This window comes from Phenylobacterium montanum, from assembly GCF_018135625.1.
In the GTDB taxonomy this organism is placed as follows: domain Bacteria; phylum Pseudomonadota; class Alphaproteobacteria; order Caulobacterales; family Caulobacteraceae; genus Poindextera; species Poindextera montana.
Window position 1 is genome coordinate 1,110,383 of record NZ_CP073078.1, and the last position, 13,046, is coordinate 1,123,428.

The window sequence follows — 13,046 nt, forward strand, 5'->3', positions numbered from 1 at the left end:
TGTGACGGCGCAGATCTGCGGCGCCAGGCCGGTCAAGCCGGAGCCTTCGGCGACTTGCGCGCCTGCTCGGCCCGCCAGCCCTGTTCCTGGGCCATGACCTCATCCGGCACCAGGCCTTCGAAGTCTTCCGGCTCGTGGAACGGGCGCAGTTCGACCTCGCCGTCTTCGAAGGGCGCTCGGCATGCCCAACTCAGCGCCTCGTCCATGTCCTTGCACTGGATCACCCAGTAGCCGGCGATCAGTTCCTTGGTCTCGGCGAAGGGGCCGTCCGTGAGGATAGCTTTCCCGCGGCCCTCGAAGCGGATGCGTTTGCCGGCGGAACTGGGCTTCAAGCCTGCGGCGTCCAGCATCACGCCCGCGGCGATCATCTCGTTGTTGAAGGCCGCCATGTCGGCGAACATTTTCTCTGCGTTTGGGGGGAACTCGCCGCGTTCCGACATCGGCGTCGCCTTCACGATCATCAGGTAGCGCATCTTGGATCTCCAGCTTGATTTCCACCGCAGGACGAACCAGAGCCTGACCCTCCGACACTTGCGACGGAGGATTTTTGCGGGCCGAGATCAATAAGCCCCCTTTGGCGTCGTCTCCGCTGCAGACGGTGAGTCCTCACCCTTTTGCTCATCGGCCGGCCGCCATGGAACGACAGCTATTGGCGAACCGCCTTGCTTGCTCCGTTCAGCTTGGTCGCCCCGATCTCTTGCGCCCTATCAAAAGGGCCGCTGACTCATCTCCTTCTCTGGCGGGAAGGTACTGGGAGGTCTAGGTTGCAACGCCTCAGCCGAGGGGGCCTCCCGGCCTATGGGCTGGCGTCCGACAGGGAGCGACCATGGTGAAAGTCATCTATCACATCGTGGAGCACGACGGCGGTTGGGCCTATCGGGTCGCTGGAGCCTATTCGGAGACCTTCCCGACCCATGACGCCGCCCGCGCCGCCGCCAAGCGCGCTGCAGGCGAACAGCGCATTTCCGGTGAAGAGGCGGCGATTTCCTACGAGGATGTCGCCGGCCGGTGGCATGAAGAACTGGTCCAGGGCTCCGATCGGCCGGACACCGACGTTAGGGATGGTTAGCCAAATTCAGGTAACCCTGGACAGGCGTCAGGTTCAGATGTCCCCGTGGCGGCAGCCGAGCGCCTCAGCATGACGGGACCGATCGATCCGGACCGGCGCCGCGATTGCCGCCATTGCCGGCCTTGCCGCCGGTATCGGCGAGGACCGCGCACCGAGTGGCGAGAATGCGCCACAAGCAGAACTTCAGTTGGCTCTGCAAACTCTCCGTTCAGACCGGCAATGCGCCGGCACTGCTAACGGCGGGTTTGCGGCGCTTAGGCGATCTCGTCGATCACCCCGATGATCTGGATGATCTGGCCCGAGCTCTGCTCAATCTCGCTCATGGCGGCGAGCGAACTAACGTCCCAAACGCTGGCCCGGCGGCGCAGCCAGCCCGCCTCGTCAGCGACCGCGGAAGCTCGAACTTTCGACGGTCCCGAGACGGATGTCAGACCCAGATGGCGCCGCCGCGACGAGCCTCAATGCTAATTTGGGCGGATGCGCAGGCGGTCGGCGCCTGAGCGCATCGTCGCTGATCGCACTGCGAATCTCGCCAGCAATAATTGCCAATGGGAATGTTGCCCGCATAAGGCTGCAAATCTGATACGGCTTGTGTCAGGAAAATCCGCGATATTGTCAGGGTATTGAGCGGACAATTGCCGCCTTCATTCTTACTTAAGACGGATACTTAACCGTTCCCCATCGAACCTGCTGAACGGATCATTCGATATCTCACTCTTGAACTATTCTGACCAGCGCCAACGAATCCATTGCAAAGACAGCATTCGCGATCTGGAGGAAACAAATGAAGAGAGCCGCGATCCACGGACTGACGGAAGGTCGCGCGCCCAGCAACGCTAGGGCGCGAATATTGCATCTCATGCAACACGAAGTATCCAGCCTCGTGGCGAGGGTGATCAAAGTTGGATTTCTCACCCAATCTGCGATTTGCGCGGTTGGCGGTAGCGCGGAGTACGGCAATGACCGAGGCCGTTCATGAATCCTGGCGCCAACAAATCGCCAGGCTCAATGGCCGCCTTGAAGGAGCAAACGATATCTTGCGCATCTGGACTGGCGCAATGGAAGGACTCCTGAAAGGCCCGTTCGAACACGCCGACGGCGAGCATAGCTGGAAAATGCTGACCGCTGCGCTTGCCTCGGCTGAAGACAGGACGATTTCTCTTTTGGATGAATTGTCAATCGAATTGGAGCTTCTGACCCGCCGCCACCGGACGGGCAATACTGAGAAGCCATAGTCTAAATCCGAAATCTTTTGACAAGTTTCCAGACATCGACGCCATGCCATTTCGTCTTGGTCAAGCGAGCCACGATCGCCGGCGCGGTATCGAAAAGCGCAAGATGCACCCACTTATCGCCATCGCAATATCTGTGAGGAAGCCATGAAGTTCTTCGACAACATGCGCGTTCTGGTCAAATCCTCCATCCCCTTGATGGTGATGGCGGTTCTCTTCGCCGCTGTGGTCGCGCTGGGAGGCGTCAGCCTGAATCAGACCGCACGCAGCTATGGCTATATGGTCGAAGGGAGTGATCCGGCGGCGGTCAATCTGCTGCGCTTCCGTCAATCACTGACCCAGCTGGGATACGACCTCTACAAATCTTTGACTTTGACCTGTCTTGGCGCCGATGCGCAGCCTTGCAGGGATCTCCAGCAAAACCTGAAAACCAATATCGATCTTGGACAGCAGTCGATCGCGCAGGCTGACCGCCTCGACCCGGCGCACGCAAGCGACCATCAGGCTATGATGGAGAAGTTCAAACTGATCGCAGACCGGGCAAAAGCCGCCATGGATCTGTCGCTGCAGGACAAGAACACCGACGCGGCCAAGGCGATGTCGGTCGCTGACCCCCAGATCCAGGCCCTCAATGCGGAAGTGAAGCGGTTTAACGAAACCCGCCTGGCCGAAAGCAAGGCCCAGTCCCAAGTCCTGGCGGCGAACGCCGCGCGCGCGACCTGGACCATGGTTTTGGTCGGCGCGGCCGTACTGCTCGGAGGCCTCGCCTTCGCCGCCTGGATCTCGGCGACCAAGATATCCGCCCCGCTCGTCAGCCTGGCTGATCGAATGAAGATCCTGGCCAGCGGCGATCTGGACGTGATCGTCGAGGGGCAAGGCCGGGGCGACGAAATCGGCCTGATGGCTACGGCCGTGCAGACATTCAAGGACAATGGCCTCAGAGCCCGGGCGCTGGAGGCGGAGGCGGAGCAGATGCGGCTGGACGCCGAGCGCCAGCGCCAACTGACCGAAGCAGAGCGCGGACGCATCCAGGCCGAGCAGGCCATGGTGGTGCAAACCCTTGCCGAAAACCTTGGCCGGCTGGCTGAAGGTGATCTCAACACGCACATCGACGCGGAGTTCCAGGGCGACTATCTGAAGATCAAGACGGACTTCAATTCGGCGGTGGACAGCCTGCGCGAAGCGATGAGCGCCATCGCGTCCGCCATCCGCGGCATTCGGGGCGGCTCGGACGAGATCGCCACGGCGTCTGACGACCTGTCCCGGCGGACCGAACAGCAGGCCGCCAGCCTTGAGGAAACGGCGGGCGCCCTCGACCAGATCACCGCCACGGTGAAGCGCAGCGCCGACGGCGCCAAGCAGGCGGCGAGCGAAGCCTCGAGCGCGAGGGAGGAAGCGGCGCGATCAGGGTCAGTCATGGCCGACGCCGTTTCCGCCATGGGCGAAATCTCGCAAGGATCAAACCAGATCACCCAGATCATCTCGGTGATCGACGAAATCGCGTTCCAGACCAATCTGCTCGCCCTGAACGCGGGGGTCGAAGCCGCGCGCGCCGGCGACGCCGGACGTGGCTTCGCCGTCGTGGCCCAGGAGGTCCGGGCGCTGGCGCAGCGGTCGGCCGAGGCGGCGATGGAGATCAAGACCCTGATCGCCAGGTCTTCGGCCCAGGTGGGCCGGGGTGTAAAGCTCGTGGGAGATACAGGCCAGGCGCTCGAATCGATCGTCGCAAAGGTGGCATCAATCGACCATCTGATCGCCGAGATCGCCCAGTCCTCGCAGGAACAAGCCGCGGGCCTCAACCAGGTCAACATAGCGGTCAACCAGATGGACCAGGTGACGCAGCAGAACGCAGCCATGGTCGAACAGTCGAGTGCGGCGACCGCAACGCTCAAGGCCGAGGCGGCCGAGCTCGATCGGCTCATCTCGCGGTTCGACGTCGGCGCCGCGGCCCGTGCCCCGGCGATGTCCGAAGGACGCCGCGGGGGCGCTGACAACGCTCGCGCCCGGCTGACTGCAGTCGGCGGGCGCGGCATAGCGGCCCGGCGCGGGTAGAGGCGCGCGCCACAAGCTGGAGAGCACTGTCCGATACCTCGGGATCGAAGTTGACGATGCCTCGGCGCTGTCCGAGCAATTTGAGATCTGACGGCCTCGCCAATCCGGCCGCTCCCCGGCGCGAACTCGAAGCCCGCCGCCATCCGCGCCCGGAACGGCTTGCCTGGCGGGCGCGCACCAGCTTGCAACACCCCGCCGCCGATTGCCCAGCTGCTGGTTGCGGCTAAGATTGTGCTCGCTTCCGGGGGAGGGCTCTGACGAAATGCTTCTCGCGGGCGGAGGATATGGCATCCCAGCCGAAAGGCCCCTTCCACAAACTCGCCTTTCGCAAAGCCCAAGTGGGCGTCGCCAGTTGTCATTCTGTCCGGCGGCTACTCGCAAGTCCGCACGAATCCGTCCGATCCCGGCAGCTCTGCACGACCAACGCTTCGACGCGATGGCGAGCAGGCGCACGCGAGCATCGAGTTCGCGCAGGAATGTCTCGGGTTCGGTGACGACCGCCTCGTGGTCGGCGTTCGGCAGGGCGATGAGGGCCTTTTGCGGCGCCGTCAGGCCCTAGACATAGCGCTCGGCCAGGGCGACCGGGGTGACGTTGTCGTCGGCGCCGTTGATCACGAACACCGGCTCTTTGAAGGTCTCGCCCAGCGCGCGGGCGTCATAGCGCGCTCCGTTGGGCTCGTCAGATAAGACCGCTTCGCAGCCGGGGAGCTCCGCGCTATGGCGATGACCGCTTGGGCAGCCTTTGGCGAGCCTCGTTTTAGCCGGACCTTGGCCGCGGCCCCGCATCTACAGCGGAGGGTTCAGCGCGCCTCCTCGATGAACACGAGCCTCGAGATCAGGAAGGGGCCGGCCAGGGACAAGCCCAGCGTTTCCAACTGAACATGGCTACCCCGGCGCCTTCGGCGGCCGCATCGCCTTGACCTCGTCCGGAGTGATCTTGTCGGTGTAGTGATTGCCGAAGTTGGAGCGGATATAGTTGACCACATTGGCGATTTGCTCGTCGCTCAGCTGGTCGCCGAAAGAGGGCATCGCCTTCTGCCCCACCGTGATCACCAGGGCCGGATATGCAGCGGCGCTTAAGCGCTCGTCGCCCGCCAGGGCGGGATAGGCCCCCGCGCCGACCGCGCCCTTCGCGTCCGGCATGTGGCATCCCTGGCAGATTCCCTTGAAGATGGCTTCGCCGGTCTGCTCCGAAAAATGGCCGCCGAAGAAATCCTGCGCCGCCGCGCCGCCGCCGGCTGCAAGTATCGCCAGCGCGACCAGGCCAACAGGCCGCCCATGCACGAATTTCATCGTTCGCTCCAAAATGTCCCACATGGCGGTTCAGCTCGCTTGCACGCGTTGATGCAAACGGCGGATAGCGTCCAGCGACGACAGCAGCGCCCCCTCCTGCCAGGCCGGAAGTCGCGATGCGTGCTCGCCCGCGAGCACGATTCGGCCGTCGATCGCGCAGAGGTTGTCGTAGTGTTGGTCCCGAAGCTCCTCGGTCCAATGACCCGCGCAGCCCAGGGTCCACGGCACCCGGTGCCAGGCGACCGCCGCACCGGTCTCGAACTCGGTCCTGTACTGCGGATGGATGTTGGCGCCGTATTCGAGCGCCTTGGAGATGCGCTCTTCAGGGGACATGGCGGCGAATTCGAAGGCGCTCGGACCGAAGGTGTAGGCGCCCAGCAGCACGCCCTTGCCGCTGCTGAAATAGTCCGTGCTTGGATAGCCGATCATGGCGTTCGGCTGATCGGTGAAGCTGATGCCGCCGTAGATGGCGTCGTCCTGCTCCCAGAAGCGACGCTTGAACTGCAGGCCGACCTTGACTGACGCATCGTAGTAGAGCGCGTCGATCGCGCTCTTCATCGGCGCGCCGACATTGATCGGGGTCTGGCCAAGGATTGTGGCGGGGATCGTGCAGACGCACCAGTCTGCCTTGGCTTGCTGCGGCGCGCCGCCCGCCTTGGCGTCCTGGAAGGTGGCGACGACACCGTGATCGTCCTGGTGGATGTCGATGACCTTGGCATTGTAGTGAATCAGGCCGTCGAGCTCCCGGCCAAAAGCCTTGCCGATCATGCCCATGCCGCCGACCGGCTGGAAGATCATCTGCTGGAACTCGTAGATCTGGCCGGCGCTGATGGCCCCCCACAGGCCGGACTTCAGCAGGTCGCTCATCGCCATGGGCTCCGAGGGCGTCGGCATCGAGGTCAGGCCGCCGCCGGGGTCGGAATCCCAGCCACGCCGCTCGCTGGCCAATACGCCTTTTTTGTATTCGTAGTTCTTGTCCAGCGCGCCCCATTCGCGCATCGCCTCGAGCAGGACCTCGCGATCCTCCCTGGTGACAGCCTGGTCGAGCTTGCCCTGTTGGGTGCTTTTGGCGAGCAGTTCGGCGACATGGCCGTCGAAGTCCGCCTGCACTTCCCGATAGCGCTTCGGCTTGCCGCCGAACGCCTTGGTCGAGTGGACATAGGCGGCGTAGTTGGTCTGTATGAACGGCTCCAGGGCGACGTTCAGCAGCTTGCAATAGTGCAGAACGGCGTAATGGTGATGAGGTAGGCGCCAGGGGCCAGGGTTGAAATAGAGCCCCTTGTCGAAGCGCACCTCCTGCTTGAAGCCACCAAGTTCGGTATAGGTGTCGCCGCCATAGAGCGACCAGTTCCGACCGCCGGGACGGTCGTTGTATTCCAGCACCTGGACTTTATAGCCGGCCTTGCGCAGCTCGTAGGCCGCGCACATGCCCGCAAGCCCGGCGCCGAGAATCAGAACCGAAGCGCCCTTGGAATCTTGGGAAAGTTCGATCGGACCGTTGAAGCCAGACTCGCCGGCATAGGCGAGCCGTGACATCGCCTCCAGCATCACGGCCCCACCCGCGACCGTGCCGATCATCGCGAACAGCGAGCGACGGCTCATCGGTGTCGAATTCTGGTCAGCCACTCGCCTCGCTCCATTCCACCCGCGGGTCACCCGCCACGCGAATCTGCTCACTATTTGCAGCTTCTCGGGAAAATGACAGCAAAGGACGCCAAAGCATTCAATCGGGAAGCATATGCCATAGCCCACCAGCCGCGGTGGCGATGAAGCGAGAAACCTCACCATCCAATGTCCGCACCTGGAAGCTGGCGCAGTGGCGGGCTTGCCCAGCCTATGGCTGCAAATGGCTTTGGGCCCTGGCCGAACAATTGGGCTTGAGTTGCAGACCGCCTTCTGCACGTCGGCCTTGGAAATAATGCTGGCCCTAGAAGCAGCCATTCCTGGCCAACGCCGTTGGATGAACGTGAAGTCCGCGCGTCCTCGTTCCCCGCGTCTCGCGCGTGGCCTTCTCCGCTCGTGAAAGCGCACAACCTGCGCCGAACCGAACGTCAGCGCCCGGCCTAGCCAGCGCAGACTGAGAGGGCCTCACGGCCTCGCCGTGGGGTCCTCTTTGCAGGAAAATCACCCTCTTTGAGATGGCGGTGACCTTTCCAAATGACAGCTTGCCGCCAAGCCTCTTTCCAAACCCCGAGCTCACTCGGAACGATGCGACTGGCGAGGCCGTTGCAGATTCAGCCGAGGGTTACATGTCAAATCGAGCCGAACCACAGACCATCGAAGACCGCGGCGCCGAACTGAACGCGGCGCTCAAGCGGTCACGCGCACGATCCGCTGAGATAGAAGCGGAAGAAGACCAGCTTGAATCTGGTCGGAAACAGCCCAAGCCAAACATCGATCACGCATCCGACGGCGGCGTCATCTGATCCGGCCGAGACATGGATGCGCGGACTACGCGCCAGGACGGACTGACGCGACAGTCATTTTGAAAGCTGCTGGATGCCCCCTGCAAGAAATCCCTGGTTCAAGGTCGGCCTCGACGCGTGGTCGCTTGGCGTCGAGGCCGCTTCGGTTATCGGCCTCCGCACGCTAGCGATCGCCAGCGGCGGCCCGGCCGCTGATGCTGAAGCGCGACGGATGATATCCGAGAAGGTCGATGCGGCTTTTGCGCTGCAAACCCTCGCTGTCACCGGCGGTCTTGGCTTGACGCCGCTCACCGCCACGTCCAGAGCGGTCACCCTCTACCGCCGCAAGGTGAAAGCCAATCGCCGTAGACTGAGCAGGCCGTGACCTTCGAGCTCCGGGCCTCGCCTGAGCGAGGGGACGCCGCCCGATCTGCGTCTTAGTTCGGGCGAGCGATTTCCTTGGAACATTGGGCGTTTGGAACGGGCCTCTCAGGAAAGCTGACGCGACATCAAAAGACCAAAGCTCCCTGAGCGTTGGGCGCACGGCGACCTGGCTTCTGGCGGTGGCGCAGCGGGCGACGGATGACCCCAGCGTTCTCCGCGATTGCGCGCTCAGGCGACGGCTTGATGGCGGAAGGCGTCATCGATGATCGCGTCAAAGGCCAGATGAGGCGCTACATCCGCCGCCGGCAACTGACCCGCGGCTAGAATAATTCCGACTTGGCGACGCGCCCGGCTAACCCGGCTTTTGACCGTTCCAATCGCGCACCCGAGGATGCTGGCGGCTTCATCGTACGGCATGCCGGCGGCGCCGACGAGGATCAACGCTTCCCGCTGCTCAGCGCTCAGCAGCATCATGGCCCGGCGTAGATCTGACAGCTCATGCGCAGCCGTCGGATCATCATTCGCCAGCAAGGTGCTTTCGGCGGTCTCTTGGTCGAGCGGTACTCGCCGCCACGAACGCCGCTTTTCGGAATAGAACTGATTGCGAAGGATCATGAAGGCCCATCCCTTCATGTTCGTTCCGAGCGTGAAGGTGGCGCGCGACCTCCACGCCTTCAGCATGGTGTCCTGAACGAGATCGTCCGCCTCCGCACGATCGCCCGCCATGGTGCGGCTGAAAGCTCGCAGAGACGGGATAAGCGCCAACAACTCTTCCTGGAATCGCTTGTCGGTATCGGCCATCTTCGCCTCCTGGCCCCCGACAGCCTCTGCACCAACGCCGCGGCCTCGACTTCGGTCCACGAAAGACCAGGATTGACGAGCTTATGTTGCTGTCGCGCGGCATGGTCCGTGCGCCTGGATGCGCTGCGCGGTGCCGGCATGGCTCGGGCGCGCGCTTGCGCCGGCGCGAGCGCGCCAGCGGGATCCGGGGCCCAAGGTCAGCCTATTGGCTTGAGGGCCGTGTTGGCCTGACCCAGGCGAGCGGCGAGATATCCGTGAAATGGCTCGATTTTTCGGCTCTCCCAGGAGCTTGCGGGCTGGGTCGACGTTTATGCTACAGATATGGAGGGCCTATGGCCGACCTTGCCAATGTCGGCGCACAGAGCCCGCCGGAAGATGTCAAACAACCCGAAAAGCCCAAGCTTCTGCAGGTGCTGGGCCCCGGACTGATCACCGGCGCCTCCGACGACGATCCCAGCGGGATCGCCACCTATTCCCAGGTCGGCGCCCAATTCGGCTACGACATGGGCTGGGTGATGCTGTTCAGCTGGCCGCTGATGTGCGCGATCCAGGAGATCAGCGCACGCATCGGCCGCGTGACCGGCAAGGGCATCGCCGGAAACCTCAAGGCCTACTATCCGCGCAGCCTGCTGTTTGGCCTGGTCAGCCTGCTTCTGATCGCCAACACCATCAATCTGGGCGCCGACCTCGGCGCCATGGGCGCATCGCTGAAGCTGGTGATCGGCGGCCCTCAACTGGTCTATGTCGCGCTGTTCGGCCTCGCTTCGATCCTCCTGGAAGTCTTCGTGCGCTATTCGCGCTACGTCTCGGTGCTCAAATGGCTGACCTTGGCTCTGTTCGCCTATGTCGGCGTCGCCTTTGTCGTGCATGTAGATTGGCTCACGTTCGGCCAGCGCCTTGTGGCGCCCAAGATCACGTGGACGTCCGACTATCTCACCTCTCTGGTCGCCATCCTCGGCACCACCATCAGCCCCTACCTGTTCTTCTGGCAGGCTGAAGAGGAGGTCGAAGAGGTCAAGGAGCGCGACGGGGCCAAACCCCTGGCGCGGGCGCCCAGCCAAGCCAAACCCGAGTTCGCGCGGATTCGTCTCGACACCTATCTGGGCATGGGCCTGTCGAACCTCGTGGCCCTCTTCATCATCGTCACCACCGCCGCGACCCTGCACGCCCATGGGGTCACCGATATCCAGACTTCCGCTCAGGCGGCGCAGGCGCTCAAGCCGATCGCCGGGCCTGCCACCTTCATCGTGTTTGCGTTGGGCATCGTCGGCACCGGCCTGCTCGCGGTGCCGGTGCTCGCCGGCTCAGCAGCCTACGCCACCGGCGAGGCCTTCGGCTGGCATGTCGGCCTTGCGCGCAAACTTGGCCGCGCGCCGTCCTTCTACGCCACGATCGCCATCGCAACCCTTGTGGGCGCCGGCCTTAACTTCACACCGATCGACCCGATCAAGGCGCTCTTCTGGAGTGCAGTGATCAATGGCGTGGTCGCTGTGCCCGTCATGGCGCTCATGATGCTGCTGGCCAGCAGGCCAAAGATCATGGGGCGCTTCGCCTTGAGCCCCGGCCTGAAGATTGTCGGCTGGGTGGCGACGGCGGTAATGGCCCTGGCGGCCGTGGCGATGATCGCCACGATCGGTCACTAGCCTCCAAAAGACGTTCAACCCCACCAACGAGCTCGCGAACTCTTCTGGGCCGATCCGCGCCGCGGCGACACGGACCTGACAGGATCCCGAGCCATGACCGCCGCGATCGCCGGCGACGCTCCGCCTGCGTTGTCGGCACGTTAGCCGCCGATCTGGTTCAGCGAGGCGCCGCTGACGCACGCTGATTCATCAGGCGCGCGTCAGCGGCCATATCCAGGCGATAACCAAAGGCCCCACGATCAGAACCATCAGCGAGAGCGGCAACCCCAGTCGGGCGTAATCGCCGAACCGGTAGCCGCCGGGCCCCATCACCAGCGTATTGCATTGATGACCGACGGGGGTGAGGAAATCGCAACCCGCTCCCGTCGCTACCGCCATCAGGAAACCATCCGGGCTGACGTGCAGGCGCGACGCCACAGCCACGGCGATCGGGCCAAGGATCAGTACGGTAGGGGCGTTGTGCAAAAAGGGCGACGCGGCCATGGCAAGAACCATCAGGGCGGCCAGGGTTGCGGCCGCAGGCCAGCCCTGCAGCAGCGGCGCCAGGGCGTGAGCGATCAGGTCTGCGCCGCCGCTGCTTCGCACCGCCTCGCTGAGCGGGGTCAAGGCGCCGATCAGCACCAGCACTGGCGCATCTAGCGACGCATAGGCCTCGCGCATGCTGATCGCGCCGCTCATCACCATGGCCAGCGCCGCGCCGAAGAAGGCCACCGCCACCGGGGTCAGTTGCAGCCCCGCGGCGAGCATGGCCGCAACCAGGATGATCAGCGCCGCCGGCCGCTTGGACGCCCCCTCGAGCCGCACCTCGCGCTCCACCAGAGGCAGCGCGCCCAGCGCCAACAGCGCGCTCGGGAGCGCCCTTTCCCCCGCCTGCAGCACCAGTACGTCGCCGGCGCGCAACCGCTCGCCGCCAAGCGAGCCGGCGATCTGCGCGCCGCTGCGGCTGATCCCCATCAGATTGACGCCCAATTGCTCCTGAAACCGCATTTGATCTGCGGTGCGGCCAACAAGCTGCGAGCCGACCTGGACGACGGCCTCGATCGAGCGGACCTCTTCCTTGGCTTGTTCTTTCGACGGCTTGTCTTCGGCGCTCACGTGCAGCAGCGGCGTTCGATTGAAGATCAAGCGCAACTGATCGTGTTCGCCCTGTAATAGCAGCGTGTCGCCGGGCAGGAGCTTTCGGCGCCGGGTAGGTGACGCAATACGCTCGCCGTTGCGCAGCAAAGCCAGGACCTTGATTCCATCGCTGGCCAGATCGAGGTCGCGCAAGCTGTTCAGTCCCTGGGGCAACTGCGCTGGCAATTTGGCCTCGGTGGCGTAGGGAGCCGCCAGGGCTTCATCCAGGCTCGCCTGGGGGCGTCGCCCCTGGGGCAGCAACCTCCAGCCGAAGCTGACGAACAGAAGGCCCAGCGCCGTCAGGATCAGGCCCACGGGCGCGAAGTCGAACATCCGGAACGGACGTCCCAAAGCCTCTTCGCGAACTTGGCTGACAATGATGTTGGTGGACGTGCCGACCAGCGTCGTAAGGCCCCCCAGCAACGAAAGGAACGACATCGGCATCAGCAGGGAAGACTGCGAGACGCCGGTGGTGCGCGCCAGGCGGATGGCCAGCGGCATCAGCACGGCCAGCGCGCCGACGTTTTTGGTCATCATGGAAAGGACCGCGGTCGCCGAAGCCAAGGCGGGAACCTGGGTTTGCGGGGACCGCAGTCGGGTGAGAGCGGGCCGTAGCAACTGTTCGACGACGCCTGAGCGGGTCACGGCGGCGCTGATCACCAGGGCGCTGGCGATGATTATCACTACGTCGCTGGTGAAGCCCTCGAACGCCCGCTGAGCAGGCACAAGCCCGCAAATCACGCCCACCAACAGCGTCGTCAAGGCGATCAGATCGTAGCGAAACCGCCCCCAGGCGAAACAGATCATGGCGCCGGCGAGCAAGGTGAAGGTCAGCGCCTGCGGCTGGGTCATGTGGTGCTTTCGACGGCGGTCATATCGAGTAATCGGCGGCCTGTGGCGCCGGTTCCCCGGACACCACGCCAAAAATCTCGCGGGGCCCGGACTGAAGGCCAGGCTGCATCCCAATCACGCCTGTCATCGCAACCTCGGTCGTAACCGAACGTTTCTCGATCGCAATCTTGTCGGGATCAGTCCGACGGTTCCGCCGTCA

Annotated in this window: 12 protein-coding genes; 6 read left to right on the forward strand and 6 right to left on the reverse strand. The window is 63.8% G+C overall.

Translation table 11 applies throughout. From position 1 onward, the window contains the following. Positions 1-32: 32 nt before the first annotated feature. Entirely contained in the window at positions 33-473 is a 441-nt protein-coding gene (locus KCG34_RS05065; RefSeq protein WP_211939305.1) for a YciI family protein, read from the reverse strand. Between the two features lie 353 nt (positions 474-826). Between KCG34_RS05065 and KCG34_RS05070 the strand changes: the two genes are divergently transcribed. The 3 genes from KCG34_RS05070 (at position 827) to KCG34_RS05080 (ending at position 4,353) form a co-directional block, all read left to right on the forward strand. After that, positions 827-1,069 (forward strand): DUF2188 domain-containing protein, encoded by a 243-nt coding sequence (locus tag KCG34_RS05070; protein ID WP_211939306.1) that lies wholly within the window; start codon positions 827-829, stop codon positions 1,067-1,069. A gap of 959 nt (positions 1,070-2,028) precedes the next feature. Next, the gene (locus KCG34_RS05075) at positions 2,029-2,304 is read left to right on the forward strand and encodes a hypothetical protein (protein ID WP_211939307.1); all 276 of its coding nucleotides are present in this window, start codon (positions 2,029-2,031) and stop codon (positions 2,302-2,304) included. A gap of 144 nt (positions 2,305-2,448) precedes the next feature. Further along, a complete protein-coding gene (locus KCG34_RS05080) occupies positions 2,449-4,353 on the forward strand; it encodes a methyl-accepting chemotaxis protein (protein ID WP_249138225.1) in 1,905 nt (634 codons plus the stop codon). A gap of 555 nt (positions 4,354-4,908) precedes the next feature. Here the strand turns inward: KCG34_RS05080 and KCG34_RS05085 are convergent. From KCG34_RS05085 to KCG34_RS05095, 3 genes are all read right to left on the reverse strand, one after another. After that, positions 4,909-5,139 carry a hypothetical protein gene (locus KCG34_RS05085; protein WP_211939308.1) on the reverse strand — a complete coding sequence of 77 codons (231 nt, stop codon included), beginning with the start codon at positions 5,137-5,139 and terminating at the stop codon, positions 4,909-4,911. 99 nt (positions 5,140-5,238) lie between these two features. Next, positions 5,239-5,646, reverse strand: coding sequence for a c-type cytochrome (locus KCG34_RS05090; RefSeq protein ID WP_211939309.1), 408 nt, complete (start codon positions 5,644-5,646; stop codon positions 5,239-5,241). Between the two features lie 30 nt (positions 5,647-5,676). After that, a complete protein-coding gene (locus tag KCG34_RS05095; protein ID WP_249138226.1) occupies positions 5,677-7,434 on the reverse strand; it encodes a flavin monoamine oxidase family protein in 1,758 nt (585 codons plus the stop codon). 350 nt (positions 7,435-7,784) lie between these two features. On the opposite strand from KCG34_RS05095, the gene KCG34_RS05100 reads away from it, so the two are divergent. Next, positions 7,785-8,072 carry a hypothetical protein gene (locus tag KCG34_RS05100; RefSeq protein WP_211939310.1) on the forward strand — a complete coding sequence of 96 codons (288 nt, stop codon included), beginning with the start codon at positions 7,785-7,787 and terminating at the stop codon, positions 8,070-8,072. A gap of 73 nt (positions 8,073-8,145) precedes the next feature. Continuing rightward, positions 8,146-8,436 carry a hypothetical protein gene (locus tag KCG34_RS05105; protein ID WP_211939311.1) on the forward strand — a complete coding sequence of 97 codons (291 nt, stop codon included), beginning with the start codon at positions 8,146-8,148 and terminating at the stop codon, positions 8,434-8,436. Positions 8,437-8,663: 227 nt separating this feature from the next. Here KCG34_RS05105 and KCG34_RS05110 read toward each other — a convergent pair whose 3' ends face one another. After that, complete coding sequence (locus tag KCG34_RS05110) at positions 8,664-9,236, reverse strand: sigma-70 family RNA polymerase sigma factor (protein WP_211939312.1); 573 nt, start codon at positions 9,234-9,236, stop codon at positions 8,664-8,666. 332 nt (positions 9,237-9,568) lie between these two features. Between KCG34_RS05110 and KCG34_RS05115 the strand changes: the two genes are divergently transcribed. Next, entirely contained in the window at positions 9,569-10,879 is a 1,311-nt protein-coding gene (locus KCG34_RS05115; protein ID WP_211939313.1) for an NRAMP family divalent metal transporter, read from the forward strand. Positions 10,880-11,068: 189 nt separating this feature from the next. Here KCG34_RS05115 and KCG34_RS05120 read toward each other — a convergent pair whose 3' ends face one another. Then, positions 11,069-12,847, reverse strand: a complete 1,779-nt coding sequence (locus tag KCG34_RS05120) for an SLC13 family permease (protein ID WP_211939314.1) — start codon at positions 12,845-12,847, stop codon at positions 11,069-11,071. Between the last annotated feature and the right edge of the window lie 199 nt (positions 12,848-13,046).

Bases quoted from the DNA above. Each gene is read 5' to 3' on its own strand.
- KCG34_RS05065 (WP_211939305.1), bottom strand. From the start codon at position 473: ATGCGCTACCTGATGATCGTGAAGGCGACGCCGATGTCGGAACGCGGC.
- KCG34_RS05070 (WP_211939306.1), top strand. From the start codon at position 827: ATGGTGAAAGTCATCTATCACATCGTGGAGCACGACGGCGGTTGGGCC.
- KCG34_RS05075 (WP_211939307.1), top strand. From the start codon at position 2,029: ATGACCGAGGCCGTTCATGAATCCTGGCGCCAACAAATCGCCAGGCTC.
- KCG34_RS05080 (WP_249138225.1), top strand. From the start codon at position 2,449: ATGAAGTTCTTCGACAACATGCGCGTTCTGGTCAAATCCTCCATCCCC.
- KCG34_RS05085 (WP_211939308.1), bottom strand. From the start codon at position 5,139: ATGCGGGGCCGCGGCCAAGGTCCGGCTAAAACGAGGCTCGCCAAAGGC.
- KCG34_RS05090 (WP_211939309.1), bottom strand. From the start codon at position 5,646: ATGAAATTCGTGCATGGGCGGCCTGTTGGCCTGGTCGCGCTGGCGATA.
- KCG34_RS05095 (WP_249138226.1), bottom strand. From the start codon at position 7,434: ATGGTGAGGTTTCTCGCTTCATCGCCACCGCGGCTGGTGGGCTATGGC.
- KCG34_RS05100 (WP_211939310.1), top strand. From the start codon at position 7,785: ATGGCGGTGACCTTTCCAAATGACAGCTTGCCGCCAAGCCTCTTTCCA.
- KCG34_RS05105 (WP_211939311.1), top strand. From the start codon at position 8,146: ATGCCCCCTGCAAGAAATCCCTGGTTCAAGGTCGGCCTCGACGCGTGG.
- KCG34_RS05110 (WP_211939312.1), bottom strand. From the start codon at position 9,236: ATGGCCGATACCGACAAGCGATTCCAGGAAGAGTTGTTGGCGCTTATC.
- KCG34_RS05115 (WP_211939313.1), top strand. From the start codon at position 9,569: ATGGCCGACCTTGCCAATGTCGGCGCACAGAGCCCGCCGGAAGATGTC.
- KCG34_RS05120 (WP_211939314.1), bottom strand. From the start codon at position 12,847: ATGACCCAGCCGCAGGCGCTGACCTTCACCTTGCTCGCCGGCGCCATG.